Raw genomic sequence first — 25603 nt, forward strand, 5'->3', positions numbered from 1 at the left:
TCAGAGGCGCGCCTTCGCGCATACTGTCCCGGCTGTCTGCCGCCGGGTTGCCGCGCGTGGATCCTCATGGCTACAGAAGGGCGGAAGTCCCTAATGTGTACCGAGAGCTATTCGGTCCGATCGTGGCGCATTCTTACCACCCAGCTGTGACAAGATGATGGTTCTGGTCGCAGGCGCTGATCGATGGTGCTCAGCACCGTCCGCTCGTATAACGGCAAGTAGCTGGGAGGAAGCGCCCCGCTGGGAGGCGGCGGGGGCGCTTTCCGTACGGGCTTTGCGGATCAGACGAAGGTGAAGTCCCACCCACTCAGGCCGAGCCCGGCAAGATCGGCCAAACTATGCACATTGCCCAGGCGAGCGAACTCATCCGCATGGTTTTCGGAGGTGACATAGGCCAGAACAGCGCTTTTGGTCAGGTTGTCGTGGTAGACAATGATGTCGCCGGTGGTCTCGCCGGCGATCGCATTCGCGGCGCCATCGCCCGAGAAAAAACTCTTGTCGGTGACAACCACGACGTCCTCGCCGTGCGCATCCGAGGCCGCACCGCTGTGGAAGGTATCCACCGGGTGGCCAGGCCGCGAACTGGCGTGGTTCACAAAGTTCGCGCTGGAACCGTCGCTATAATAGCCCGCCGCATCGAAGGCGAAAGTATCCTGCGTTGGGTCGAAATCCAAAATGACCGTGTAGCCCGGGTCCGGCCAGCCCGCTGGGTCGCGGACGGGGTTGTGGGATTGGAACACAAAGGTGTCTTGGCCGTCGCCGCCGGTCAGCTGATCTCTGCCGTCACTGGCGAAGAGAACGTCGTCGCCGGGACCGCCGTAAAGCTTGTCATTGTCCTGGCCGACCACCGGTGGTCTGTCGCGGCCACTGTCTCCGTAAAGATAGTCGTTGCCCGCTTCGCCGAAGATATGGTCATTGCCTTCGCCGCCAAAGACTCGGTCATTGCCATTGCCGGACGAGATGGAATCGTTACCGCGAGCACCGTCAATCCAGTCATTGCCGGTGGGATCGATAAGCAGATCGTCACCACCGCTGCCGAGGAGGCTGTTGTCGCTCGGACCACCACGGATTAGCATTGCAGATCCTCCTTATGCTTTAACGCCTCAACACCACCTCCTTTACTCCTCATCAGACCATTGGAGTAATCGATTGATTCGATAGGACGCATCCACATTTCGGATGCGTCCGGTGCGCTTGACTTCACAGTTTCGAATTTGTGGACCCGCCCGGCGCCGACACGGGATCATGCATGCGTTGCCGCGAGCCGGCGACAGCCGTGGCGCCGTGGGGCAAGCCAGATCCTCTGGCCATGGAAACCTCCACCATTCGGGAAGAAAACGCACTCGGTAAGCGATGCTCCTTCAACACTGGACCGAAACCATAACGCGCTCTCCCGATCATGGATAGATTGAGGCCGACGCCTACGCATTGCTGGCTGAGCGGTGGTCGCTGGACCCCTGCGTCGCCTTTTATCGCCGTTGGCGACGGCGATTGCTGTTGATATGCCGACCGGTCCCGGGATTGCTGTCTGGCACCATCTCCACAACAGGTTGGGACCGGACCTAAGGGCTCTTTAGGCAGCCGCCGCACGATTCTTCCCTAAGCCGGAGGTTTCGCACGAGTTTCAAGTGTTCTGAGCGAGACTAGAGCTGCCATCACCTGGTCGGCACGACCTTTCAATTCCAGCGATTTTGCCCCCTAAGGGCTCACTTGGCGATCCGCCGACATGACTGATCTTGTTGCCACCTTGAAGCACCGAAATACAGCCGTCACGATCGGCTTCAGGGAGCAACCGACATAAACCCAACTCACTCATTGCGGTCCAGTACAATTTTTAATGATCTGAGGACGTCGGCTGCGTCGATGAGAGCGTCCCTGACTTGTTCCGGAGGCAGATCCCGGGCGCGCTCCGACGATAACCTGAGATCAATAAGAACGTCTCGGGCACTGTGTATTCCTGCGGCGCCAGTCTGCCTGCACATGTCGCGGATGGTATCAATTGAGAGGTCTAACAGGCGGCTTATCTCATAGTGCGTGAGGTTCTCTATCCCGTTTGCTGCCCTGATCAGCTCTGCAATAAAATCCGTCGTTGAGCTCATGGTCCGATCCTGCAGGCTTATTCTTGAACAATGACTGTCTGATAGCAACTTCAGCCCATACACGTCCTAGCGCATCGCGGAAGGCTCGTCCCGCTAAACGCCAGCTGCAGTCTTTTAACATCAAGGACGAGTGGTCAAATTGGCTATCCGCATGTAACGATCCGCGTTTTGCATAAATTATGCCATGTGTTTCAAGCGCGTCGACTCGGCCTTACCGGGAAGGTGTTGAGGTATCGGAATATCCGTCATCCGGCAAATGGGCATGAGTACGTCAGAATGAAGACAACAATGGCGCTGGTCCCCTGCAATGCTCAATCTGCTTTGTCCCTGCAGGGCCTGAGTACAGGTAGGAAAGGAAGTGCCCCACGATCCAGTGCGATACTTCGGCGCCTGTCGCAATTGCAATATGCCTGCGCGAGCATGATAGGGCGCACGACTGCAGCAGACCGGCGCCTTTGAATAGTCAGCGCGGGCGTCACCTGTGACCATACCGGCGGGAGAGGGGCCTACATAGAAGTGCCGGCAACGGCATGTTCCCCGTCCAATTCCATGCCCTTGTTTCGCCACACGCCGCGCGGTGCAATGCCTTCCGAACCTCGTCCCCGAAACCCTTCGATCGTGGCGTCGCCACCAATGACCTTCAGCCGCCCAGCTTGATTGCGTTCGACATGCCCTATGTTGGATCTCCGGCAATGTCAGACATGCGACATGGCCGGAATAGAGCTATCCTATTGTTTCAGAAAGTTCTTCTCCTTTGGCACGGTGCGTGCTTCGAAGTCTGCAAACTCGCAAGCACTTGAGCAGGAGAGATCAAACCGGCCAAACCAAGAAGCGCCCTCCTGGCGCGAACATGACATGAAACGGACCGCCGAGATGATCCACGCGGCACCAGGCCAGCATCAACGAAGCAATCACGGCATTCTTTGGAGGATAGTGATGAGGTCTTTCCGGATGGCGCAGATGCATGCCGCTGCTGATTTCGTAGAAGAATGAACCACTATGGAGAAACTAGATGACCTCTGTCGGGAAATGCGGTTTGCGAAATCCACTCCTCGGTCGGCGACTGCGACTGGGATTCGTCGGGGGCGGAAGAGGCGGACTTGTCGGGCAATGGCATTTCGCTGGGGCGAGGCTGTCGAATCACTGGCAAGTCGTTGCCGGAGCTCTATCATCAGATCCGGATAACGCACACAACTCAGCCGCAGAATGGATGATTGCACCCGATCGCTCGTATCGTGACTGGAAGGAAATGGCAGAAGCAGAAGCCGGCCGCGACGACGGTATAGAAGCAGTTTCAATCGTCACACCAAACTGGACGCACCATCGGATCGCGGCGGCATTCCTCAAGGCTGGTATCGACGTAATACTGGACAAGCCCATGACCACGACGGTTTCCGATGCTCGAGAACTCGTGGAGCTTCAAAGAGCTACGGGTCGAGTGCTGGTCATGACCTACCCATATGCGCATCACGCGATGGTTCGTCAGGCTAAGCACATGATCCGAAACGGGGCCGTTGGATCCATCCGGCAGGCACACGTGGAGTATGTTCAGGAGTGGGCAACAAGTCCAGTTCCCGATCGTGGCAAGGGTGCGATTTGGCGACACGATCCCGAGAAGGTCGGCCGCACGTCAACGATTGGGGACATCGGTACGCATGCCTATCATCTCCTGCATACAATTACCGGGCAGGGTATAGCGAGCGTCAGGGCTGAGTTCCACAACTGTGGAGCTCCAAAGCGGATGGAAGACACAGCCTATGTCAATTTCCGTCTGGAGAATGGTGCGCCTGGCATTCTTTGGGTGACGCAGGCAGCGCCGGGCCAATATTGCGGGCTCCGCATTCGTGTGTGGGGCGACATGGGTGGGCTAGATTGGGATCAGGAAAAGCCCGAGGTGTTGCGTTATGTGCCCTTAGGGGAGCAGGAGCAGATTTTCCTCCGTGGCCATGGCAATGGAATCCTGCCTGAGGCGGAACGGCTGATACATCTTCCGCGGGGGCACGGCGAAGCGGCCGTGGATGCATGGGCAAACCTCTATGCGGAAGCTGGCCTTGCAATCGCCGCCCGCCGCGCAGGATACGCTCTCCCGAAGGATTGCGTGGAGCTTTCCGGAGTGGAAGATGGGCTTAAAGGCATGCTGTTCATCGACGCTTGTGCCGACAGCCACGAATCCGGTGGGTCTTGGGTTTCGATGAAGCAGTGAATTCGTTTGCAGTCCATGTCATCCGCGGGCTCGCTGTGCCGGGCACTGCGGATGATACTAAAGTAAAGCGCAGTGTCGATCCTGCTCCTGCACGCCGCGGGAACTCAAAAAGAGGTGGAGCTTGTCGCCTCTAAGATGAATCGTTTCCTGGAAATTCAAACCTGATCGTTTCGACCCATACTTCTGGGCGAACGTCTCTGGGATGATGCTGGAGTGCTATTTTCCGGGATCGCGTAACTCAGGCGCTTCCATGTACGGGCATAGGGGGGCGCCTCTCAATTCGTACTTTTAAATCCTCCAAGGCGCCTGCAGGGATAAGGCCCTTCGACTGCACATTATCATCTGTGACAAAAACCGGATCGATGACCGGTCGGCAGCACTGGAAATGTGCAGCAGCGTCGCCAATATCTATCGATGGAGAATGATATGACTCGCTTCCGTCAGTTCCGGCAAGAGCGATTTTCCCACCAAGAGGCTGTGGGTATCGGCCAAACATGGTGAAGGCTGTTAGCCCTTCCCGCAGTCCTTCCGCATCTACAAATAGCCAATGCGACTCATCAAAGCGGACCATTTGAGTGAGCTTGCAACCGAGCAAGTCACTGATCGGCTTAACGCTGATGGCGCCGACAAGCTCAACAGCTCGAAAGAGCGCCGTTTCCGGATCCAATAGGTAAACTACATTCTCCATCTTACTCCGTCCCGCGGTGGAAGCGCTCTCACGCGGGTCAACCCGATCGAGCTGCGATTGGTGCAAGTCAGGTGCTTGGCTATCCCATTCCGCTGGATAAGCAAAATTGATTGTTTTAATGGCACGCATTCGCGCTATGGATGCGCCACGAGTTCCTCGCGGCTCAACAAAAGCGGACTTGAGCCTGGTGCCCCAGATAGGTGCCCGCTCGTCATGTCTGCGTTGTCCGCAGCCGCTCCTAAGCCTGCGTACCGCTTTTCACGGCAAAGCACGTTGAAACCGCGGCCGGACGTACAGACGCGATTGCTGTCGCTGTTTCCGTCCGCATCAGATCTGTGCGACAAATGGCCCTGAACTGCGGCGAGCGGTCCGCTATCTCGCACCGGTTTCCTGCGCAATCATGTGGTGGTCAAACGCACAGCAGCGGCCCTGATCGGCGGAACCGATAAGGGCGAAAGGTGAGCGCTCATGAGACCACGAAGGACCGCCGTAAGACTGCCGAATTCTTGGCTCCCAGGAGCAGATTGGGCTGATCGCTACGAAGTCCTAGTCTTGGCTGAACGGATAACAGCGGCTGAGGCGGCGTGGCGAGTACTTGGAAGTGCACCCCGCTGGGTGCGAAGACTTCTGAGTTTTCGAAACCGCCTCGTGCCTTTGTTCGGTCTGAGCGCAACCGCGGATACCAGGCATTCCGACCTGATCGCCAGCCTCCCGCTAATGCACAGCGACGACCGCCAGACGGTATTCGGCTATGATGACCGCCACCTGCTTTTTCGCCTGGTCGTGGAGGTCGGTGAAGGGCCAGCTGATGGCCAGGTTGTCGGCATGACCACCCTGGTGCGCTGCAGGAGTTTCATGGGCTGGCTCTATCTTGCCGCTGCCATTCCTTTCCATAAGGCGATTATCCCGTCCTTGCTGACGGCGGTTGAACGACCCGGCTAAAACACTTCACGGAGAAGTGGATACCCGACGCCGGACGAACACCGCCCAGCCGGAAAGCGACGCGCGATTAGAAGCAGGCCTCAGAAACTTCCGCCTTGCTCAGCCAGCCGAAGCGCCTCCATCCGCTGTCCTTCTTGCCAGTCTAAACGCAGAAACGTATCGGCCGGCCGCTGTACCAGCGCATCATGAAAACAACCTTGATCGTTCTGGTTCGTGGAAAAGCTCAATAAGATCCAAAAAGCCGAAACATGATTCAGTTCGTCCACGCGGCTTTCGCGATTTTGTGATCACAAGCCACCGCAAAGCGGGCGTAGCGACCGCAAGACAATGGCGAACGTCGGGGGGCACGCGCCACGTCGCCGCAGGGGGCCAGAAGCACTACCATGAGATCGTTTCCCCGTGGGTGCACTACAAGTCAGCCTCTAAGTCACGCCACCCAAAGCCTCGCTGTCGGCGTTTGAGACCATAAGTCCCAGACCAGGGCGCTCGGCCCAGGCGCGCTCAAGAAGAGCCACGGCCGGTTTCGCGCTCAACATATGAGTAATCGACGTCCTAGTCGTTCATCTTTGTATCCATGACATCAATAGCTGCGATGAAAACAAACGATTTTGCTAAGCGATAGGACTGTAATAGAGGAAACTCCATCAGGTTAAGGCCAGTAAAAGCACGACTGCCCTCTGCGACTGAAAGGGAGAAAATATGTCTGATGCAAAATTGCAAAGCGTACTTTCGTCTCTTTCGACAGTGCACAGACAGCTGAATTCGCTTCCCTCCAGCGCGGCACCAGATGCCGGATGTGTCAAGCTAAACACAAATGAGAACCCATTTGCGTTACCGGCAGCGGTAATGCAGAGCGCTCTTGCTGCTCTCGAGCGACAGTATCTGTATCCAGAGGATGACAACACCAGCTTGAGGGAAGCAGCTGCGGCGTCATATAATCTTTCCACGGATCAGGTGATCGCCGGTAATGGATCGTCCGAACTTCTTTCGCTCATATACAAAGCATTCCTTGACCCGGGTGACAGCGTCGCGATGTTGTCCCCTGGCTTTGCATACAACCGCAAGCTCGCTCTGCTGCAAGGCGCTCGATTGATTGAGATCAAATGGGGCGATTCTTGCTTGTTGCCGATAAACAAATTGCTTTTCGGTCCTGTAAAGGAGGCCAAGTTCATTCTGCTGGCTAATCCGAACAACCCCACCGGAACATTTGTCCCCGTTGCGGATATTGAAAGCCTCGTCGCACAATCTGACCGGTTGATCGTACTGGATGAAGCCTATGTGGACTTTGCGCCCGACAGCGCTCTGCGTCTGATTAACCGCTATTCGAACCTTCTAGTTTTAAGAACGCTTTCGAAGAGCTATGCGGCAGCCGGCATTCGCGTTGGCTTTGGCTTCGGTCATCCTGAGGTTATAGGGAGGCTGCGCAATATGCAGAACCTGTTCAACATGAATGTGATCGGCCATGCGGTCGGCGTCAGTATCCTTGCCAACCGCGCTGCCTACGATGAGAACCACAGACATATCAAGTATGAGCGAGAGCGCGTGCGCCTCACGCTGTCGCAGCTTGGGTTCTCTGTAACTCCCTCTCATGCGAACTTCTTGCTGGCGCGTGTGCCAGCAGGACGAGACGGCACTTGGTGGCAGACTTGCCTGGAACGCAAAAAGATACTCGTCGCCGTCCTTCCTGACAAAGGTCTGGAAAATTGCATTCGCGTTAGCATCGGGACAAAATCACAAATGGATGCGTTCCTTGCGGCGGTCGATGATATTTTGGGAGCTGAGACGTCTCGAAGATCGGCCGTATAGCAGCTTCAGGGTTTGCTCTTTTGCGCGTGCGAAAAGACGGCGGCAACAGGACAGAGAGCAACGACTACAAGAATAATCTCCTCACAGCATTGACCAACCTACCCACTCCCTCGGGGAGCAAGCCAAAGCTGCATAACCGGCCGCTTGCACGAATCCAGGTCAAGGCGTCCCTCCATTCAGACTGCAAAACCTGAACAAGACCGCTCGAGCCAGGAGGTGTTCGTCGGCAGGAGTACTGAAGAGGTGTAGAGCAATAGCCGATCATGCAAGGACGTGTGCCCGTAATGCCGTCAGCTTCAAAGATCTGGTTTCCGACGGCGCCAGCCAAAAGCAGCGGGTCGTGATGTTCGGCCAAGAAAGGCCCCAAGTCTTATTTCGCTTGGATCAAGGTCCGGGGCTCCCAGGACAAAGTCGGAGACGGTAGAATGAGAAAAGCCCTTCCTTCAAAGCTAGCTTTCGGCATATTCGACCATTTGGACGAGGACGGTAGCGCCATTGCACGGCAATACGCAGACCGCCTCAGCCTGGCGGAAGCGTGTGATCGGCTCGGCTTTTATGCTTACCACCTAGCGGAGCACCATTGTTCGCCGCATGGGAGAGGCCCATCGCCGAATCTGTTCCTGTCGAGCGTCGCGCAGCGCACCTGCCAACTTCGTCTTGGTCCCCTTGTCATGCTGCTTAGCCTTTGTCATCCGCTGCGTGCGTTTGAGGAGATCTGCATGCTTGACCATTTGAGCGGCGGTAGGGCCGAGTTGGGCATAGGCCGCGGCTCTCTTCCGGTCGAGCTGGGTTATTTCGGGATTGATGCGGACGCGGTGCAAGGACGTTATCTCGAAGCCAGTGAAATCCTAATGGAGGCGATGAGACGCGGCACTCTTTCCTACAGCGGCCACCATTTTGAGCTAAACGATGTCCCTTTGACCTTAGGCCCTCATCAATGTCCGCACCCGCCGATCTGGGTCGCCACCAGCCGATCCGAGTCCGCGCGCTGGGCCGCCGCAAACGGCGCAAATATCGCGTGTGTGGGGCCCGCTTCGATTGTTCGCAAGATTACTGACGCTTTCCGCTCCGAGGAAGGACACAACAGTGACGCGGACAACCAAGCGTCATTTCTCGGCTTGCTTCGCATGATTGTGGTCGGGCAGTCTGCAAATCATGCCTACTCGCTTGCGGCTCCTGCATATGAACGATGGCTTAAAAGTTTCAAATTCCTGTACGACCTCAACGCGGTTCCAGTTCCACCAAATCTGCCCCCGACCTTCGATGCAGCAATCGAAAGTGAATTGTGTGTGGTTGGAACGGCGGCTTTTGTGCGACGAGCTCTGCTTGATCAGCTGGAAGAGGCGGGCGCCAACTACCTCCTTTGTCAGGTCGCCTTCGGGGATTTGCCTTTGGATGCTTCGCTGTACACCGCAATGACCATTCAATCGGAATTAATGGTTGGCTGAGTGCCATGGTGCCCGACGAAATCAAGTATTTCGCTGCCCGCCGCGTGCTGCGGCAGTGAGCTGGATTGGACCAAGGCAACCGCAACTCTCCGATCCTAGGTTGAATGGATGAGATCAAAACTGATCCGCCGGAACGCCGCATTTAAAACAGCGAGTTGACGACACGAGGGGTGTCCCAAGGAGAGGCTTATCTGAACGAAAACAGCGCGGATGCGATAAGAGACTGTACCGTTAGCGGGAGCGAAATCCAGGTAAGGGAACGGATTGCCGGACCTGAACGCCTCAGCCTCACTCCTCTCCGTCGCATTGTTTGCGTTATCCATGAACGTGCTAATCCGAGTTCCCTGGCGCTGGTGCGTTACCTTCGGCCGGGCACCAATTTGACGGGAGAAGAGCAATGACGAGACCGCGCTCGGACGCCGATGAGCGAAATCTCGAGCTTACCGGCCGCATTGTCGCGGCTTATCTGATCCGCAATGTCGTTTCGATTGGCGAGCTACCATGTGTGATCGAGCAGACCTATGCGGCGCTGAGGCGTGCCTCTCTAACATTGCAAGCCACGCAGCAGCCTGTCGTCCAAGAACGGCGGCGCCCCGCAGTGCCGGTCAGGAAGTCGGTTACGGAGGATTTCATCATCTGCCTGGAAGACGGCAAACAGTTCAAGTTGTTGCGACGGCACCTGATGACGAAATCCGGTCCGACGCCCGAACAATATCGCCGGAAATGGAGGCTTCCGGCCGATTACCCGATGGCCGCCCCGAGCTATGCCCGTGAGCGCTCCAAGTCTGCTCGCGCGTCAGGATTGGGGAGGACGCGGGCGAAGGTATCACCCATCCACCATCCGCACGGCCCGCCCATTTGAGATAGGCTACATAGCGACAGCAGGCAATGCCGAAATCTTTAGCGCTTTATCCAACGAAACACGGCCGCCGCTCCTCCTATTACAAGAAAGAGACGGACGATCTGATGGACTACGACGAACGGGATCTCGACCCCGAGCGACAAAGCAATGAGGCTCATTTCTGCGACACTTCCCGGCGAGTAGGCGAGTATGAGAGCGGTGAACCGGTCTCCTGTGAGAAAGGAGAGAAAGCCCGCGAAGGCCAGCGTCACCGACAGAAGCAGGATTGTGGAACCGAACGACAGGCCGATGACTGCCATGATCTTTCTCGGCGACGCCATTGCGAAACGGCAGCCGATGGTCGCTCCAATGAGGATCTGCGCCGCGGCGCGTGCGGCAGTCGGCAGCTCGAAATGCGCCAAGCCCGTAACATGCATGATGGCACTTGCCGACATGGGACCAAGCAGATAGCGCGCTGGCAGGCGTAGCAATATTCCGGCAGCCACGCCAAACAAAACAGCCACGGAGAACCACAGAACGTCATTAGTGTGGACGCTTGAGAGCGGAGTGAAAGCGGCCCCCCCGGAAAGATCCGGCGCAACTCCGGTGACGCTCCGAATCAGGAACGGCAAGGCAAGTGTCACCAAGATGATGCGGGCGGCCTGGGCGAGCGCGATCATCTTCTCGTCGCCGCCACGTTCCAGGCCGAGTGTCGCCATGCCGACGAGACCTCCGGGCATTGCCGAGAAGTAGGCCGTGGGGTGGTCGAATCCGGCGATGCGCCGGAAGTAGATGTAGACCAGTGCGCCCTCGGCCGCGATGAACACCGCCAGACCACCGAGCGACAACAGCCATGAACCGGCATGCTCGAACATCGCAGGCGAAAACGACGTTCCGAGCATGGCACCGATCGCAGCGGTCACTGGCGCTCGAGCGAAGGGTGGAATCGCCACCGGCAACCTGAACAGCGCACCCAAGCCTGTCGCGATGATCGCGCCGTTGAGCCAGGCGAGCGGCATATCGAAATGCCACATCAACCAGCCGCCAAGCCCGCCCAGCGCGAGTGTCCCGGCAAATTTGGCAACTGGCGCACCCTTCTTAAGCATCATCGGCCATAGTCGTCACGGCCTCGGATCGTTTGTCGTTTGGTGCGCGACCAAAACGCATCAATTGCATTGCCGAGCGGCTTGATGACCAGTGAGGCCGCCGCATCGTTTGGAACAAGCCAGAAGGCCCGGATGTTTGCGATCGCTTGGCGTCGGCAACCATCACGTTATCTTCGCAATTACCCTTGTGCAGGTCGATTGGAGCGCCAAAGCCGAAAACGGTGATGCCCTTGATCATGCTGGTCGAACCTTCGCGTGTGCCAATCGGCGCGCCGATCGCAGACTTCAGTTCCCCAGTGCGCAGGATACCTGCCTTTGCAGCAGTCATGGTGGGCTCCTTCCTTGGCGGGCTCGGGCGCCGCGCAACTCCCGCGGGGCCGATTGCGCCGAGGTGATGTTGGGCTTCGACCGGCAGACGCGCTGCGGCGGGTCGTTATCATTGCGAATGGCGCACCGGCGGCGAGGGGGAACGGATGCTCCAAGGCAAGATGGCAACAAGGCGCCAAGGAGATCGGAGGCAACAGTGCTGTCGGGCATTCGAGGGCACAGTTCGTCCACGCCGGGTCAAGTCACGTTCGGCCGGCTGTTCCAAACGATTACACGTCGCCACTGTTGTATTCATGAGGTTTCCTCTTGCGCGGCATCATTCACGATCTTCCTTGCCTCCACGGTTACGGGTAGGCGGGTGTCTTCCGGAAGGTCGGGCAGTAAGAGCCGCCAGCCATTTCTGAGCACCACAAAGCCGGCCCAGAGGCCCTCATTCTCAATCTTGACGATTGGCTCCTCGAGATCTTTCTTGGGAACATACGCTGACAAGCCGCTGCCGCTTCTGCGGATCGTTACTTTCATCTGCCTTTTCCTTCGTTGACGCCAGTGGCGCATTCGGTCGTTTTCCAGGTTGAGGCCTCATCGAGGCTCCTCAGTTCACGCTCACGCATTCCAACGACGACGCCACGATCAATCCATTCGACGGCATAGATGTAGAACTGCTGGAGAAAGGTGCCTACATCGCGCACAAAGCCCGCGTCGCCTTTCCTGACGAGGCGTTCTCCGATTTCCCTCCCAGGATAGGTGCCGTCATTTTTTATGTGGCGTGTGGCATAAACTCTCTCACCCGGCATAAATCGTGGAGGATTGTGGATTTCGATCTCCTCTTCGCGTCCAGCACCCATCCGCCATTCCTTCCACTGTTATTGTTACCAGGGAAAACCAATGCCGGCCGCGCATGCGGCCGGTTTCGAACCGGACTCAAGCCGGTACGCAGGTCTTCGGCATCGGACATACAGAGGCGCATTGCTGTAACTCGTAAACTCCCTCGCATTCGGTGCACTTGTCAGGGTTGATCACGTAGTTCTCGCCCTTGAACTCGATGGCGCCGGAAGGGCATTCGAACTCGCAGGCGCCGCATTGGGTGCATTGAGATGCGATGATTTTGAAGGCCATTAATTAACTCCTGATTGGGGCTGGATAGGCGAGCTCAAGCCGTTGCCTGCGATAGGTCGTCGCCATACTCAGTGGCGTAAAGAGCGCTGATCGCGGTTTCGATGTAATCATAGCCAAAGGCCTCCGTTGCCCGGATCCCGGAGCCCATGAGCTTATTCTTGGGGCAATCTCCGATCCTGGCGCACAGCACGATGTCTATGCCTTCGAGTGCAGCGATGATGCCAACGAGGTTCGCATCCTCGCCCCAGCCGCCATGGCAATACGGCTCGACTTTGCGGTGTCCCACGAACTTAATCCCTGTTTGCGATGCCTCATAAATCTGGAACTCCTTCGCATGACCGAAGTGTTCGTTGATGCGTCCGCCACCCTTGGTCGCAACAGCCACTTGAAGCGTCCCGCGCGCACTCAATGACCCAAGAGTTGTGATCGCCTGGTTCTTGGCCGCTACATGGTCATCGCGTATGCGTGCGACCACCTCCCGATAGGCATGACGCTTGCCACCGTTGTAGGCAATTTCGAGCGGGATCTGGTCGAGCGTGAACTCCTGGCCACGATCAGTGCCGAGCAGGCCGACTGCATCTGCGCGGCACTGTCGACAGTGACGCATCAGCTTAGCCCCGCCTTCGAGACGATCCTGAAGCTCCTTCAGTTCGAACGCGTTTGGGCCGCGCTGTCCGGTCAGGCCAAACCAGGTTCCGTGTGCTGAGTCTGAAATCAGCGGCATGACGTTGTGCAGAAACGCGCCGCGCTCGGTGACCCATTTGTTGACTTCGATCAGGTGCTGGTCATTAACGCCCGGAATCATCACCGAATTGATCTTCGTGAGGATGCCGCGTTCGGTCAGCATCTCAAGTCCCAACATCTGCTGCTCATGCAGGATTTTCGCAGCATCCACGCCGGTGTAGCGGCGATGACCATAAAAGATCCACGGATAGATCTTCTCGCCGACTGCGGGGTCGACCATGTTGATGGTGATTGTCACGTGGCTGACGTTCATTTCCGCCAACTCGTCGACATGCTCCGGCAGGGCAAGTCCATTGGTGGAAATGCAAAGCTTGATGTCGGGAATCTCCCGAGCGACACGTTCGAAAGTCGCCCTTGTCTTGTTCCAGTCGTAACAAGCATCGCCCGGACCTGCGATGCCGAGAACGGAAAGCTGCGGCACTTCGTTGGCGACCGCAATCACCTTGCGTAGCGCCTGGTCCGGTGTCAGCTTTTCCGACACGACGCCAGGCCGACTTTCGTTGGCACAGTCATATTTGCGATTGCAGTAATTGCATTGGATGTTACACGCTGGCGCTACTGCGACGTGCATACGCGCGAAATAGTGGTGCGCTTCCTCTGAAAAGCAAGGGTGATCCTTGATCTTCTCCCGGGTGGCCGAGTCCATGTCGGCTGGTCTTGAAGACGAGCCGCAGGAGGAGGATGCGCAGCCACCGGATTTCGCGGTTGTCAGCAACTGCCCAGAGGATGTCGTGTTGGTCAGGCTTTCAAGCGAAATTATCGGTGCATTCATCGAACAGCTCCACTGGTGAGTAAGGTCGTTGTCGGAAGTGCAAGCGCTGTGCCAACTCAATAAAATGCGGAATTTCAAGGGGTTGGCGTTGTGTGTTCGATTTAGGCCAATGCTCCGACGCAGTTTTGTCGAAGTCGCGACAGGAAGCGGCCAAATTGGACAATAGACCCGCGTGCCCTGAGGAAGAGGGTTCGCCACGCCCACGTTAAGTGGGCTCACCGACCTTAGATTTTCTTCACCGGTATACGATGCCGGCGCAAAGCATAGCCGACTTGCCGCGGTGTGAGGCCGAGGATCCGAGCTGCCTTTGCCTGAACCCAGCCGGCCTTCTCCATCGCACTGATTAGCAGCTCGCGGTCCGTTATGTGTGGTGTCGCCGCTAAGCCGTCAGGACCGTTGGAGTAACCGAGGCTGACCGGCGATTCGACCGACAAACTTCTACTCATAGCCAGCCCATTGAACGTATGCCCGTCATGCGGACGGTTGGCGCCCGTCCAGAGCATTGAAGATACGCACTGACCATTCTGGCAGGAGAAATCTGATGGCACGATTGTCCTCGAGCGCGCGAGAGTGGCAGTCCTGCGGACGCAGTTTTCGAGCTCTCGGACGTTCCCGGGAAAGTAGCACTTTGACAAAAGATCGAATGCAGCCGGCGAGAAAGTGAGATCGCGATTGTTTTCCTTGTTGAATTGCTCGAGGAAAACCCTAGCAAGGCGTGGAATATCTCCCTTTCGCTCCCGGAGAGGCGGCAAAAATATGGGCACCACATTGATTCGGTAATAAAGGTCGGCCCTGAATTCCCCATCCGCGACTGCCGTCTCCAGGTTTTTGTTGGTGGCGCATATGAGTCGAACATCCACTTTGAGTGTTTTTGTGCCGCCGACCCGCTCGAGCTCACCTTCCTGCAAGACGCGCAACAGTTTCGCTTGAAAGGCCGGCGAAATCTCGCCGATCTCATCGAGCAGCAACGTTCCGCCATCCGCCAGTTCGAAACGGCCTGCGCGCTGAGAGATGGCTCCTGTAAAGGACCCCTTTTCATGTCCAAACAGTTCCGATTCCAGGACGCTTCCAGACAGTGCAGCGCAGTTCAACTTCACGAAGGGCTTCTTTCTGCGAGGTGAAAGCTCATGGATGGCTCTTGCAAAGAATTCCTTGCCAGTGCCGCTTTCGCCCCTGAGAAGCACCGCAGAATTGGTTCTTGCAACGACTTCGACAATTTCAACTACCTCCTTTAGCGCAGGGCTTTCCCCGACAATCCAATCGATTTTTGCTGGCCGCTGTCGCGCAGGTTCGGGAAGTTCCCTGTCGCCTGAATTCTTCTTGCGTGCTCCTTCCTCGTCCATGATGGGCTGATCATCGCGGCTCTGGTGGCGATCCAGTTGAATCGCCTGCGCGACAAGGTTGGCGACCAGGGACAGGAACCGCACCTCTTTCTCAAGAGTCCCGCCATCGTTGGCGCGGTCGATCCATAACGTTCCGAGCGTTTCTTGATTAACCTTCATCGGGACACCAATGAAGGTGACTTGGCCAGTGCCGCTCAACAAGCTTTGAAGCTCATCCTGGAACAGGTCCGACTTGCAAGCGTCCGGGAAGGCTAGCGGCGCGCCTTTTGCGACGATTCTGTCTATTGCAGCCTTCGCCGGAAGGTAGCGAGCCCCTGATGATGCATGCTCAAACCCAAACGTTGCAGCTGTCTCGAGCTCTCCATCAGCGTTCAGAGCGACAATTGCTCCGCGCCGCATTGGCAGAAGTGCGGGGAGGGTGTTCATCACATTGGCAAGCTTGATCTCAAGGCTGGCTGAAGTGATCAAGGCCTTCGAGATCCGGTAGAGACCGCTGGTCCCCAAATCCCGTTTGTCCATGGTTGTAGCGGATGGTTCAGGCATAACTCATCGAGCCCATTCTTGCGGGGAAACACCCTAAGCGTCATACGGGACGGCTTATGGTTCCCAACGAGAAAATGCCGCCATGCTAATATGATAAAGTGCTTACGTTTGCACTTGAGAACTCCATGAACCTACCCGTCTTGTTAGACAGAAGATGGCATTCACCCAAATTTGAAGAGCACACCAAATCCACCTCGCGGATAGCTCCAATCAATGTCACCGCTCTCTTCGCACAGGACTCTACATGTACCGCACTCCATGCATCCGTCCGCAGTAATCTCTACCTGGCCGTCTTCATTCACCTCATAGCAATTCGCTGGGCAGACAAGGGTCAGCGCGAGCAGGTTTGAGCTCGGAGACTGATGCTGCCGCACCTTGATGTGCGGACGCCCTGCGTCCACCAGGTAGCGGTTCTGGTAAAGCTTGTCCTCGATGCGAACGAGTGAAGTTGTCATAACACTTCTCCCTTTAGCGCCAAGCCAGTGCCAAGCGGACCGCGTCGCTGACTAGTCCCCATCGCGAACGCGCCTTCACAAAAGCGGCCGTGGTCGCTCTTTCCTTCTCGATCTTGGGTGTACCGTCGACGCGAACGAAATTTTGCGCCGCCTGCGACAGCAGCTGAGGGTAGGTCATGAAAAAATTCCGTGAATTCGTATGGATTAGGGCGGGCATGTCCTTGTATTTTCTAAGGTCTTTCACAACGAAGGATTTGTCAAGCATGGCCTTGTAAAGGGAGAGGTTCTCGCTGGTCATCGGGCGCCCTCGGCTTTTGACCATGGCGATCGCTTCGCCGGCGATGCGACCCGACGTCATCGCGAGGTTCGAGCCCTCTCGATGCACGGCGTTGTTGAGCTGCGCCGCGTCGCCGACCACAACCCAGCCGTTCCCAAAGAGCTGCGGAATTGCCTTGAATCCACCCTCCGGAATGAGGTGCGCCGCATATTCCTTAATCTCCGAGCCTGCAAGTAGCGGCCTGATTGAGGGATGGCCCTTGAAGGCCTCAAGAAGAGCGTATGGTCTTTCCATGGTCGCTGCGAAATCGGATACAAGACAGCCGATCCCGAGCGAGATAGATTCCTTGTTGGTATAGAGGAATCCCAATCCGGCCATTCCGCGCGAGATTGTCCCCGCCGCTTCAATAACGCAGCCTTGATCGCCGCTAAGGCCGAAGCGCTCAGCGATGACCTCTTCCGGCAGGAAATGCATTTCCTTGACAGCGAGTGCCACGGCTTCGGGTTTCGGTACCTTACGAAATCCTGCTCTCGTGCCGAGCAGGCCGTTTACTCCTTCGGCGAGAACAACCACTTCCGCATGGATGATACCGCCCTCTCGATCGGTGTGGACGCCTATCACCTTGCCGTCAGCATCGAGAGCCAGCTCCGTCGCCGTCGTCTCGCACAAAACTATCGCGCCAGCCGCGCGCACTTTCCGTGAAAACCACTTGTCGAACTGGGCTCGGATAATCGTGTAACGGTTTGGCGCCGGCTCATTGAAGTCGTCAGACCGATAGTGCATTCCGGTGTGTGACGTGTCGTCCATTACCCAAAATCGCTGCTCGACCAGGTGCCGCTCAAGAGGTGCGTCATCGCGGAAATCTGGGATGATTGTCTCCAGCATATTGGCGTAGAGGATGGCGCCTTGGACGTTCTTGGAGCCAGGGTACTCTCCGCGCTCCAACTGCAACACCTTTAGGCCGCGGCTTGCCATCGTGTAAGCGGCTGCGTTTCCAGACATACCGGCACCGACGACAATGGCGTCGAACTTTTCCACAGTCATAGCCTTACCTCAGTTCACGAGTCTCATAGGATTGCGCGGTGCCAACCGTTTGATGAAAACGTCCGTCAACGCTGGCAGAAAACTGATCGCATCGGCGACAACACCGACATTGGCGAAGTCGAAGATTGGCGCGTTCGGATCGGTGTTGATGGCGACTATGAGATCAGCTCCCTCGACGCCAACGCGATGCTGCACTGCACCTGATATTCCAGCCGCTATATAGAGCCGCGGCCTGATCGTCTTGCCGGTTTGGCCGATCTGCCGATCGGCCGCCAGCCATCCTTTTTGCACTAGCGGTCGAGAACAGCCATAGTCACCGCCGATCGTTTGCGCGAGATTCTTCAGCAGCTGCAGGTTCTCAAGAGCGCCGAGTCCAAGTCCCCCTGCAACTACCACATCCGCATAGGCGAGGTTGGCGTTCTCCGACTGGCCATCGGAAAGGAAGCCGACCACTTTCGTGACGATCTCATCCTCCAACATCCGCAAGTCATGCCGGATTACCCGTCCGATCGGCTTGTTTGACCGCTGCGGCATGCGCATGACCCTTGGACGCACGGTTGCCATCTGGGGACGGCAGTTGAGCGTATATATCGTGCAGAGCAACGAGCCGCCGAATGTGGGGCGGGTGGCTGCGAGCGAACCGTCCGCATCCACATCAAGTCCGGTGCAGTCGGCTGTGAGCCCCGTCAGCAGTGTCGTCGCGACGGAACCGGCGAGGTCTCTTCCCAGTGTCGTCGCGCCGAGAAGCAGAATCTCGGGTTTATATTTATTGACGAGATCTGTCAGTGCTTTGGTAAAAGGCTCGTTCCTATAGTCGGCAAGCAGCGGCTTCTCGACGAGATAGACCAGGTCCGCATCATAGGCGAAGGCCTCAGAAACGGCATGCTGGGTAGAGTCTCCCGGCGGCCCGAGAATAACGCCTGCGAGTTGAACGCCCAGTTGGTCAGCTAGTCTGCGGCCTTCGCCAAGAAGCTCGAATGACACGGGATGGACCTGACCGCGCTCTAGCTCCATAAAAACCCAGACGTGCCGGTAGTCCCGGAAATGCTCCGGCAGCTTCTTCTTCGTATCGGCGCGGCCGCCGGCGGCAGGCGATGCTATACTTTTTCGAGTTCCCATAATCTGCTCCTATCTGCTCACGCGCTACCACTAGAGGAGAGCTCGTGTTCCAGCGCCGGCTGGTGGGTGAAAATGGAAGTGACCAGTTCATCAGCTACGTCGCGCACCGTCTTTTCGGTGGTGTCGATTTGCGTCGCCTTTTCCGCTCGCGGAGTAGGGGCGAAGACCCGCTTAACCACTGTCGGTGAACCACGCAGCCCGCATTTGGTGATGTCTTCGATACCGGCTTCCGCCGCATTCCACTTGACGATCTCGCTGCGCGCGGCGCGCAAGGCGTCTTCAAGTGAGCCGCGGCGGATGGCAGCGGTGCCTTCTAGCATCGTGATGAGGCAAGGCAACTCGCTCTTCAGGACCTGCGTGCCGCCTTCCGAGCGACGCTCGACCGTGATTGTGCGCGCGCTGAGATCAATGGAAGCGATTTTTGCGACATAGGTTAACTGCACCAAGTTCAGGCGCTTGGCTATTCCAGGGCCGACCTGGGCTGTGTCGCCGTCGATCGTCTGCTTGCCCGTGAAGACGATATCGGGCGTGCCAAAGCTGTTGCCGATCTGCGCTATTGCCTGCGAAAGAGCGAACGAAGTCGCCAAAGTGTCGGAGCCGGCAAAGTGACGGTCAGTCAGGAGTACCGCTCGGTCTGCGCCATAAGTGAGTGCCTTGCGCAGTGCGTCCTCTGCCATTGGCGGACCCATAGTGAGTACCGTGACGTCACCGCCATGGTAGTCACGCACTTTGAGAGCCTCTTCGAGAGCAAACAGGTCGTAAGGGTTGATAATGGTCGGCACGCCTTGGCGCATGATCGTGTTCGTCACCGGATGGACGCGTATCTGCGCTGAGTCCGGTACCTGCTTAATACAAACTACGATGTGCATGAGTCTCTTTAGCTCCGATCGCATGTTGTGCATGGCGCGGTTTTGTGTCTTCAAAGCACCAACCATGCCAACCACATGATTTTTGATAACCACTGGATTTCTAAGGGTTGTTCGTTTTCCGAACAATCGGACCTCTGGCAGCTTTGCGGAAAGGGGACATAATGGTGCGTCGTAAACCAGACTCATTTGTCGCTTCCGACTGACTTCAGGACAGATTCCAACGGTACAAAGGTCTGGCCTGGCGCGGCAGTTCTAGTGGGGTCGTGTTGCTGAAGGACCCTGAATACCCGACGTGAAAGCGGCGAAGAGGTCGCAAAATCGGCGTAGGCGCGCTCGAGCGCATCGCGCGCACGGGCGACGGCCGCACGGGCGCTATGATCGGAAATGCCCTCCTCCGCCAGATACTGTCCCATGCGCTTCATGATGTGGAGCCTTGAGACATCGAGCACCTTCGGCTCATAGGAAACGCCAAGGGTCTCGAAGAAATCCTCGGCAGCCGACAAGCTCTTTAGCCGTGCGACAATGTCGGTGACATCACCGGAGAGGGCCTCGCGATCACAAATCATTGCATTCTCCTATAATTCCAAACTACGAGTTGGCCCCGGCTTTTGCTGGACCGTGAACCCGCCGGCAGGCCTTCGCCATTTGTGTCCATGAAAAGATAGACGGACGGGCTCGCTGATTGTTCATCCTCAGCTTTTCGCCCACCAGACAGGAGCCGGATACGAACCCTGCAATTTCTTCACGATTCCGGGTATAACCTGGAGTACTTGATCAACATCCTCCTCGCAGTTGAATCGTGAAAAGGAGAAGCGCACTGCTCCGAGTGCTGCAGTGAGAGGTATGTTCATGGCCTCTAGAACATGGCTCTGCATCTGGAAACCGGAGTTGCAGGCGGAACCGGAGGAGCAAGCTACGCCGATGCGGTTGAGCAGCAACTGTATAGCTTCGCCGACAGTCCCACCGAAGGTGACGCTTGTGGTATTTGGTAACCGCGCCAGCGGATCGCCATTGACGGAGGTCTTGGGGATACGCTTGAGAAGTCCTTTCTCCAATCGGTCGCGAAGCGATTTTATCCGTGTGTTTTCTTCATCCATACACTCCAAAGCAAGTTCGGCCGCCTTGCCTAAACCTACTATCCCGGGAGTGTTCTCTGTGCCCGCCCGTCGGTCGCGCTCCTGGTGTCCCCCCTTGAGGAGTGCGTCAAAAGGTACGCCGCTTTTTATGTAGAGGGCACCGACACCCTTGGGTCCATGAAGCTTGTGGCCGGAGACCGACAGCATGTCGATCGCAGTCGATTTCAGGTCCATCGGTAGCTTGCCGACCGCCTGCACTGCGTCGGTGTGGAAAATTGCGCCCACTTTCTTGGCCCCCTCAGCAAGGTGAGCCACAGGGAAGATCGTTCCCGTCTCGTTGTTCGCCCACATAATTGAGACGATTGCCACACGCTGGGTGAGGGCCATCCGATAGGCGTCAAGGTCAAGCCGGCCATGTTGATCCACCGGAATCCTGTGCACCTTGATTCCACTTGTTTTCTCAAGGTGCGCGCAGAGCGTCAGCACCGCCGGATGTTCGACCGCTGACGTGATGATCTCTGTTCGCCCAGGCATCACGCCCAGAGCCGAAAGAATCGCCGTATTGTTGCTTTCGGTCCCTCCCGACGTGAAGATGATCTCATAGTCGAACTTTGCACCGATCAGAGCTTGCAGTTGCTGGCGGGCTGTCTTCATCGCTGCGCTAGCAACGTCGCCAAGGTCGTGCATCGACGAAGGGTTGCCGAAGTGATCAGTAAAGAACGGCAGCATCGCCTGGAGGACTTCGGAATCGACGCGTGTCGTTGCGTTGTTGTCGAGATAGACGCGCTTCAAGGATGCCGCCCTCCGCCTAAGAAATGACGCAGCAACCCCGGTGAGACCTGAGCATTGCAGCGTCTTGCTTGATTCTTCTCATGATGACCGCGCATTCTGGTTCCCTCTGTCGGCGATCAACCGAAAGACTTCCCGCAGGCGCAGTTCTCACGTGCGTTGGGATTGTCGAAGATGAATCCGGGGGAATTGACAGCCGTGGTGAAATCCACAGTCATGCCGCCGACATGAGGTTGAGAGTCTGGGTCCAGGAATACTTTAACCCCACCCGCCTCAATGACGGCATCGCCGTCGCGTGATTCGCTTTCCAAACCTAGATGGTATTTGAAGCCCGAGCAGCCGCCCGCTTGCACTTTGATGCGCAACCCATTCACCGGCTCGGAAGCCTGGGAAAGCGCAAACTTTACTGCGGCAATGGCACTGTCGGTGAGCGTTATCATAGGTTCGTTTCTCCTGGTTCCGAGTTGCTTGCGGACGATGCACCTAGTGTGCCAAGGAGAAAATCGCGCCGTATCAATGACTTGCTCAAAACGGCTATGTCGTATGTACGACACAGTCGCAGTTGCGACATTGGCAAGTTGATCTAGCCGAGTTCGTTTGAGGCTCTCCGAATGCGCGCGCATCGAGGTCTATTCCCGGTCTTCGCTTAAACAGCGACGCGGTACCAGTCGGCTCTGCTCCATCCCTAGTGGAACAACTCCTGCGCTTCTCCATGCTCTCGGGGCAGATCGCACTGTCGTCGAGGTAAGGTGCACCTCGGCACCGATAGGAAGAGAACAGCCGAACCTGCGGGCGACCAGATATAATGCGATCATGTCACCTAGTAGTCACGGCCAAAATCAGCCGGCCGTGCGTTCTCTCCGGCAGCAAATCAGGCGCGCGATCGTCAAGGGCAGGTGGGTCCGTCCATGGTCGGCACCATCGATGCCATCCGACACTCATGTCGGCTTTGCCGATTTGGTGACACAGCGCTACTTCACCCAATTTTTTTATGTTTATGCCTAAGTAGCTGAAAATCCGCGCGAATTGAATTGCTGCTGCCGCCACTGAAAGTGGCATGAACTTTGAAACTTCCGTTGGACGCAGTGCCGCCAGTCCATCGATGCTTCTGGGTCGCGCAGATCGCGGCAGGCAGGACATCGACCGTGGCCGTTGTCCCTTCGAAGTGACAGGTTCGGGTGTCGACGGGTTGCCCACGAGTGAGTCCAATCATGCAAGACAAAAGGCCAGGCTACCTTTATGTCCTTTTGGCGGTGATACTATTTGCCGGTCAGGACGGCTTTTCCAGGCTGCTCGTTGAGAAGTATCCGGCAATTATAGTGACAATGATCCGCTTTTGGGCGTTTGCGGCGTTTGTGACGGTTCTTGCTGCATTCTCTCCGGGGGGCCTGCGAGGCGCCTTATTCACGCCGCGACCAATTCTGCAGTTGCTCCGCGGTGTTCTTCTAGCAAGCAACATCGTTGTCATCGTCTACGCTTACACGATTGCTGGGCTAGCGATGAGCCAGGCGATATACCAAGCGACACCACTGATAGTCACCGTTCTGTCGGTGCCGTTACTCGGGGAAAAAGTCGGTTGGCGTCGCGGTGTCGCTGTCGTTGTCGGCTTGGCTGGAGTTCTGGTGCTTCTAAACCCGGTGAACACTCATTTCGGTACCCAGTTCATGCTTCCCCTGGCTGCTAGTCTTTTGTACGCGCTCTATGGGATCGCCACGCGTGCGGTCAGTCACTATGACTCCGCCGTGACAAGTGTCTTATATGCCGGTATCGGAGGAGCTCTGGCGGCAACATCTGTGGGACTGTTCTATTGGACGCCTATACATATGGCGGACTGGCCTGCAATGACGGCATTGAGCGTTTACGGTGCTCTCAGCCACTTTTTTCTCATCAGGGCTTACGGGCTTCTCAACGCAGGCGAGGTCCAGCCCCTCACGTACCTCCAACTCGTCTTGAGCGTGATTGTGGCGTCCGTCTTTTTTGGTGAAACTGTGTCGTGGAACATGGCGGCCGGCGCAGCCATCGTAGTCGGAGCTGGTCTGTTTACAGTTTGGCGAGAATACCGTTTGGCAGTGCGAAGAAGCCATTTGGCAACGATGCCAAATCGTGAGGCTGAGCCACGACAAGAACCAAGACCTGAAAGGTTCACCTGATGGCCGACGCGCTCAACGGCCTAAAGCAAGGACTGACACATTACGGTGATGCCGGCTTCTCGCTGTTCCTGCGAAAAGCTTTCATCAAGGCGATGGGCTATTCGGATAAAGCGCTTGAGCGGCCGGTCATTGGCATCACCGACACATTTTCCGGATATAACGCGTGCAACCGCTCTGTGCCCGCCATCATAGAGGCGGTCAAACGTGGCGTGATGCTGGCGGGCGGATTGCCGATCGAATTTCCCGTTGTTTCGGTGCATGAGGCCTTCCCGCATCCCACCAGTATGTATCTCCGCAACCTCATGGCGATGGATGTTGAAGAATTGGTGCGCGCTCAACCGATGGACGCAGTCGTTCTGATCGGCGGGTGCGACAAGACAGTTCCCGCCTTGCTCATGGGGGCAGCCAGCGTGGACCTGCCCGCGATCCTTACCGTGGCGGGGCCAATGATCACGGGAAGCCATAAGGGCGAGCGCCTCGGCGCCTGCACGGATTGTCGGCGCTTCTGGGGCGAACATCGTGCCGGTGTTTTCGACGAGATGGAAATAGAGGAGATCGGAAACAAACTTGCTCCTGGGCCTGGCACGTGCATGGTCATGGGGACCGCAAGCACGATGGCCCTTGTCAGCGAGGCCATGGGCATGATGTTGCCCGGTGGTGCGGCCATTCCCGCGGTCCATGCCGATCGTCTTCGCCATGCCGAGGCAACGGGAGAACGTGCCGTCATGCTGGCATCGGCAAAACTGCGGCCGTCTCAGATCATGACGAAAAACTCCCTTGGAAACGCTCTACGGGTTTTGCAGGCGGTCGGCGGATCGACGAATGGCGTCATCCATCTCGCGGCTATTGCGGGACGTCTTGGTTTCGATCTCAATCTCGAAGAACTCGATCAAATCGGAGTAGAAACGCCGGTATTGGTGGACCTGAAACCTTCAGGTCAGCACTACATGGAGGATCTGTTTAAGGCGGGCGGCCTGACCGCCGTACTGCGCGAAATCAACCACTTCATCGATAAGGAATGCATAACCGTTACCGGGAAAACGCTCGGAGAAAACATGGCAATGCAGCCTGCCTCGTGGCCGAACGATGTTGCGCGCCCGATTGAAGACCCGGTTCACCGCGGAGGCGGAATCCGTGTTCTGCGCGGCAATCTCGCCCCCAAAGGAGCGATCATCAAGCAGGCAGCAGCCACTCCAGGCTTGTTGAAGCACACCGGCCGCGCGGTTGTTTTCACGTCCCTTGGCGACATGGCGGAGCGCATTGATGCACCCGACCTCGATGTGAACGCTGACGACATTCTCGTTTTGCAAAATGCAGGTCCAAAGGGCGGGCCCGGCATGCCTGAGGCCGGCTGTATGCCGATTCCTCGAAAACTTGTCGTCGCCGGCGTCAAGGACATGGTGCGAATTTCGGACGGTCGCATGAGCGGTACAGCTTTTGGAACAGTTGTTCTTCACGTGTCTCCGGAAGCTGCCGTGGGTGGACCCTTATCGCTTGTTCGCAATGGTGACCTGATCCGTCTTGATGTAGAGGAGGGGCTGCTGGAACTGTTGATCGATGAAAGCGAACTCGTGCGACGCCGCTGCGAATGGACGCCTCCTTCGCACACCCATGTCGAGCGTGGATACGCTAAGCTGTATTTCGATGAAGTGCTTCAAGCTGAAGACGGCTGCGATTTCAATTTTCTGCGTGCAGAGCCAAGGGAAGTCCTGTCAGCGACCAACGGCAGAAACTGCCGCGACCAGCGGCGCTCTACGAAGATGGATTCGTCAGCGGTCGGCGGCCGCTCGCTTTAGTGGCTGACGTCATAGCTAGCAGAGCTGAACTCGCGCTGGCCCAACAACCT

Annotated in this window: 26 protein-coding genes; 8 read left to right on the plus strand and 18 right to left on the minus strand. The window is 56.9% G+C overall.

Annotated features, from left to right (window positions below; all coding sequences use genetic code 11):
* Nucleotides 1-281 precede the first annotated feature (281 nt).
* Both AYK65_RS18455 and AYK65_RS18460 read right to left on the minus strand, forming a co-directional pair.
* Entirely contained in the window at nt 282-1076 is a 795-nt protein-coding gene (locus tag AYK65_RS18455; protein WP_081159386.1) for a calcium-binding protein, read from the minus strand.
* A 732-nt stretch (nt 1077-1808) separates the two neighbouring features.
* A complete protein-coding gene (locus AYK65_RS18460) occupies nt 1809-2099 on the minus strand; it encodes a hypothetical protein (RefSeq protein ID WP_081159388.1) in 291 nt (96 codons plus the stop codon).
* A gap of 708 nt (nt 2100-2807) precedes the next feature.
* On the opposite strand from AYK65_RS18460, the gene AYK65_RS31840 reads away from it, so the two are divergent.
* Together AYK65_RS31840 and AYK65_RS18465 are read left to right on the plus strand one after the other, a co-directional pair.
* A complete protein-coding gene (locus AYK65_RS31840; RefSeq protein ID WP_139793231.1) occupies nt 2808-3092 on the plus strand; it encodes a hypothetical protein in 285 nt (94 codons plus the stop codon).
* A gap of 19 nt (nt 3093-3111) precedes the next feature.
* Nucleotides 3112-4302, plus strand: a complete 1191-nt coding sequence (locus AYK65_RS18465) for a Gfo/Idh/MocA family protein (protein WP_081159389.1) — start codon at nt 3112-3114, stop codon at nt 4300-4302.
* A 238-nt stretch (nt 4303-4540) separates the two neighbouring features.
* On the opposite strand, the gene AYK65_RS18470 is transcribed toward AYK65_RS18465, so the two are convergent.
* Nucleotides 4541-4990, minus strand: coding sequence for a DUF3846 domain-containing protein (locus AYK65_RS18470; protein WP_081159535.1), 450 nt, complete (start codon nt 4988-4990; stop codon nt 4541-4543).
* Nucleotides 4991-5458: 468 nt separating this feature from the next.
* On the opposite strand from AYK65_RS18470, the gene AYK65_RS18475 reads away from it, so the two are divergent.
* The gene (locus AYK65_RS18475; RefSeq protein WP_081159391.1) at nt 5459-5932 is read left to right on the plus strand and encodes a DUF2867 domain-containing protein; all 474 of its coding nucleotides are present in this window, start codon (nt 5459-5461) and stop codon (nt 5930-5932) included.
* A gap of 80 nt (nt 5933-6012) precedes the next feature.
* Here AYK65_RS18475 and AYK65_RS31845 read toward each other — a convergent pair whose 3' ends face one another.
* Complete coding sequence (locus tag AYK65_RS31845; protein WP_139793232.1) at nt 6013-6198, minus strand: hypothetical protein; 186 nt, start codon at nt 6196-6198, stop codon at nt 6013-6015.
* 433 nt (nt 6199-6631) lie between these two features.
* On the opposite strand from AYK65_RS31845, the gene hisC reads away from it, so the two are divergent.
* From hisC to AYK65_RS18490, 3 genes are all read left to right on the plus strand, one after another.
* Entirely contained in the window at nt 6632-7738 is a 1107-nt protein-coding gene (gene hisC, locus AYK65_RS18480) for a histidinol-phosphate transaminase (protein ID WP_081159392.1), read from the plus strand.
* A gap of 425 nt (nt 7739-8163) precedes the next feature.
* Entirely contained in the window at nt 8164-9186 is a 1023-nt protein-coding gene (locus tag AYK65_RS18485; RefSeq protein WP_081159394.1) for an LLM class flavin-dependent oxidoreductase, read from the plus strand.
* Between the two features lie 397 nt (nt 9187-9583).
* Nucleotides 9584-10048, plus strand: coding sequence for a Ros/MucR family transcriptional regulator (locus AYK65_RS18490; protein ID WP_081159395.1), 465 nt, complete (start codon nt 9584-9586; stop codon nt 10046-10048).
* Nucleotides 10049-10086: 38 nt separating this feature from the next.
* On the opposite strand, the gene AYK65_RS18495 is transcribed toward AYK65_RS18490, so the two are convergent.
* The 14 genes from AYK65_RS18495 to AYK65_RS18560 form a co-directional block, all read right to left on the minus strand.
* Nucleotides 10087-11136, minus strand: a complete 1050-nt coding sequence (locus AYK65_RS18495; protein WP_081159397.1) for an AbrB family transcriptional regulator — start codon at nt 11134-11136, stop codon at nt 10087-10089.
* Complete coding sequence (locus AYK65_RS18500) at nt 11126-11461, minus strand: hypothetical protein (RefSeq protein WP_081159398.1); 336 nt, start codon at nt 11459-11461, stop codon at nt 11126-11128. Before AYK65_RS18500 ends, AYK65_RS18495 begins: the two co-directional genes overlap by 11 nt.
* A 290-nt stretch (nt 11462-11751) precedes the next feature.
* Nucleotides 11752-11982, minus strand: a complete 231-nt coding sequence (nifT, locus tag AYK65_RS18505) for a putative nitrogen fixation protein NifT (RefSeq protein ID WP_081159400.1) — start codon at nt 11980-11982, stop codon at nt 11752-11754.
* A complete protein-coding gene (locus tag AYK65_RS18510; RefSeq protein WP_081159401.1) occupies nt 11979-12305 on the minus strand; it encodes a nitrogen fixation protein NifZ in 327 nt (108 codons plus the stop codon). The genes nifT and AYK65_RS18510 overlap by 4 nt, the downstream gene beginning before the upstream one ends.
* 76 nt (nt 12306-12381) lie before the next feature.
* The gene (locus AYK65_RS18515) at nt 12382-12576 is read right to left on the minus strand and encodes a 4Fe-4S binding protein (RefSeq protein ID WP_028002421.1); all 195 of its coding nucleotides are present in this window, start codon (nt 12574-12576) and stop codon (nt 12382-12384) included.
* 34 nt (nt 12577-12610) lie between these two features.
* The gene (gene nifB / locus AYK65_RS18520; RefSeq protein ID WP_081159403.1) at nt 12611-14092 is read right to left on the minus strand and encodes a nitrogenase cofactor biosynthesis protein NifB; all 1482 of its coding nucleotides are present in this window, start codon (nt 14090-14092) and stop codon (nt 12611-12613) included.
* A 224-nt stretch (nt 14093-14316) separates the two neighbouring features.
* Nucleotides 14317-15954, minus strand: a complete 1638-nt coding sequence (gene nifA / locus AYK65_RS18525) for a nif-specific transcriptional activator NifA (protein ID WP_172402017.1) — start codon at nt 15952-15954, stop codon at nt 14317-14319.
* Between the two features lie 185 nt (nt 15955-16139).
* A complete protein-coding gene (locus AYK65_RS18530) occupies nt 16140-16433 on the minus strand; it encodes a ferredoxin family protein (protein WP_071020096.1) in 294 nt (97 codons plus the stop codon).
* Between the two features lie 13 nt (nt 16434-16446).
* Nucleotides 16447-17754 carry an FAD-binding protein gene (locus AYK65_RS18535; RefSeq protein ID WP_028002417.1) on the minus strand — a complete coding sequence of 436 codons (1308 nt, stop codon included), beginning with the start codon at nt 17752-17754 and terminating at the stop codon, nt 16447-16449.
* Nucleotides 17755-17763: 9 nt separating this feature from the next.
* A complete protein-coding gene (locus tag AYK65_RS18540; protein ID WP_081159406.1) occupies nt 17764-18873 on the minus strand; it encodes an electron transfer flavoprotein subunit alpha/FixB family protein in 1110 nt (369 codons plus the stop codon).
* Between the two features lie 17 nt (nt 18874-18890).
* Complete coding sequence (locus AYK65_RS18545) at nt 18891-19742, minus strand: electron transfer flavoprotein subunit beta/FixA family protein (RefSeq protein WP_081159537.1); 852 nt, start codon at nt 19740-19742, stop codon at nt 18891-18893.
* 182 nt (nt 19743-19924) lie between these two features.
* Nucleotides 19925-20308, minus strand: coding sequence for a nitrogenase stabilizing/protective protein NifW (gene nifW / locus AYK65_RS18550; RefSeq protein WP_081159407.1), 384 nt, complete (start codon nt 20306-20308; stop codon nt 19925-19927).
* Between the two features lie 126 nt (nt 20309-20434).
* Nucleotides 20435-21610, minus strand: a complete 1176-nt coding sequence (nifS, locus tag AYK65_RS18555) for a cysteine desulfurase NifS (RefSeq protein WP_081159409.1) — start codon at nt 21608-21610, stop codon at nt 20435-20437.
* Between the two features lie 116 nt (nt 21611-21726).
* On the minus strand, nt 21727-22047 hold the full coding sequence (locus AYK65_RS18560; RefSeq protein WP_071020083.1) for an iron-sulfur cluster assembly accessory protein: 321 nt from the start codon (nt 22045-22047) through the stop codon (nt 21727-21729).
* A 771-nt stretch (nt 22048-22818) separates the two neighbouring features.
* Between AYK65_RS18560 and AYK65_RS18565 the strand changes: the two genes are divergently transcribed.
* Both AYK65_RS18565 and AYK65_RS18570 read left to right on the plus strand, forming a co-directional pair.
* Nucleotides 22819-23757, plus strand: a complete 939-nt coding sequence (locus AYK65_RS18565) for a DMT family transporter (protein ID WP_081159410.1) — start codon at nt 22819-22821, stop codon at nt 23755-23757.
* Nucleotides 23757-25553, plus strand: a complete 1797-nt coding sequence (locus AYK65_RS18570) for an IlvD/Edd family dehydratase (protein WP_081159412.1) — start codon at nt 23757-23759, stop codon at nt 25551-25553. The genes AYK65_RS18565 and AYK65_RS18570 overlap by 1 nt, the downstream gene beginning before the upstream one ends.
* Nucleotides 25554-25603 lie beyond the last annotated feature (50 nt).

Origin of the sequence: Ensifer aridi, from assembly GCF_002078505.1 — a bacterium.
Lineage (GTDB): Bacteria > Pseudomonadota > Alphaproteobacteria > Rhizobiales > Rhizobiaceae > Sinorhizobium > Sinorhizobium aridi.

Coding starts and splice junctions, on each gene's coding strand:
- AYK65_RS18455 (WP_081159386.1), bottom strand. CDS start 1,076: ATGCTAATCCGTGGTGGTCCGAGCGACAACAGCCTCCTCGGCAGCGGT.
- AYK65_RS18460 (WP_081159388.1), bottom strand. CDS start 2,099: ATGAGCTCAACGACGGATTTTATTGCAGAGCTGATCAGGGCAGCAAAC.
- AYK65_RS31840 (WP_139793231.1), top strand. CDS start 2,808: ATGGCCGGAATAGAGCTATCCTATTGTTTCAGAAAGTTCTTCTCCTTT.
- AYK65_RS18465 (WP_081159389.1), top strand. CDS start 3,112: ATGACCTCTGTCGGGAAATGCGGTTTGCGAAATCCACTCCTCGGTCGG.
- AYK65_RS18470 (WP_081159535.1), bottom strand. CDS start 4,990: ATGGAGAATGTAGTTTACCTATTGGATCCGGAAACGGCGCTCTTTCGA.
- AYK65_RS18475 (WP_081159391.1), top strand. CDS start 5,459: ATGAGACCACGAAGGACCGCCGTAAGACTGCCGAATTCTTGGCTCCCA.
- hisC (WP_081159392.1), top strand. CDS start 6,632: ATGTCTGATGCAAAATTGCAAAGCGTACTTTCGTCTCTTTCGACAGTG.
- AYK65_RS18485 (WP_081159394.1), top strand. CDS start 8,164: ATGAGAAAAGCCCTTCCTTCAAAGCTAGCTTTCGGCATATTCGACCAT.
- AYK65_RS18490 (WP_081159395.1), top strand. CDS start 9,584: ATGACGAGACCGCGCTCGGACGCCGATGAGCGAAATCTCGAGCTTACC.
- AYK65_RS18495 (WP_081159397.1), bottom strand. CDS start 11,136: ATGATGCTTAAGAAGGGTGCGCCAGTTGCCAAATTTGCCGGGACACTC.
- AYK65_RS18500 (WP_081159398.1), bottom strand. CDS start 11,461: ATGACTGCTGCAAAGGCAGGTATCCTGCGCACTGGGGAACTGAAGTCT.
- nifT (WP_081159400.1), bottom strand. CDS start 11,982: ATGAAAGTAACGATCCGCAGAAGCGGCAGCGGCTTGTCAGCGTATGTT.
- AYK65_RS18510 (WP_081159401.1), bottom strand. CDS start 12,305: ATGGGTGCTGGACGCGAAGAGGAGATCGAAATCCACAATCCTCCACGA.
- AYK65_RS18515 (WP_028002421.1), bottom strand. CDS start 12,576: ATGGCCTTCAAAATCATCGCATCTCAATGCACCCAATGCGGCGCCTGC.
- nifB (WP_081159403.1), bottom strand. CDS start 14,092: ATGAATGCACCGATAATTTCGCTTGAAAGCCTGACCAACACGACATCC.
- nifA (WP_172402017.1), bottom strand. CDS start 15,954: ATGGACAAACGGGATTTGGGGACCAGCGGTCTCTACCGGATCTCGAAG.
- AYK65_RS18530 (WP_071020096.1), bottom strand. CDS start 16,433: ATGACAACTTCACTCGTTCGCATCGAGGACAAGCTTTACCAGAACCGC.
- AYK65_RS18535 (WP_028002417.1), bottom strand. CDS start 17,754: ATGACTGTGGAAAAGTTCGACGCCATTGTCGTCGGTGCCGGTATGTCT.
- AYK65_RS18540 (WP_081159406.1), bottom strand. CDS start 18,873: ATGGGAACTCGAAAAAGTATAGCATCGCCTGCCGCCGGCGGCCGCGCC.
- AYK65_RS18545 (WP_081159537.1), bottom strand. CDS start 19,742: ATGCACATCGTAGTTTGTATTAAGCAGGTACCGGACTCAGCGCAGATA.
- nifW (WP_081159407.1), bottom strand. CDS start 20,308: ATGATTTGTGATCGCGAGGCCCTCTCCGGTGATGTCACCGACATTGTC.
- AYK65_RS18560 (WP_071020083.1), bottom strand. CDS start 22,047: ATGATAACGCTCACCGACAGTGCCATTGCCGCAGTAAAGTTTGCGCTT.
- AYK65_RS18565 (WP_081159410.1), top strand. CDS start 22,819: ATGCAAGACAAAAGGCCAGGCTACCTTTATGTCCTTTTGGCGGTGATA.
- AYK65_RS18570 (WP_081159412.1), top strand. CDS start 23,757: ATGGCCGACGCGCTCAACGGCCTAAAGCAAGGACTGACACATTACGGT.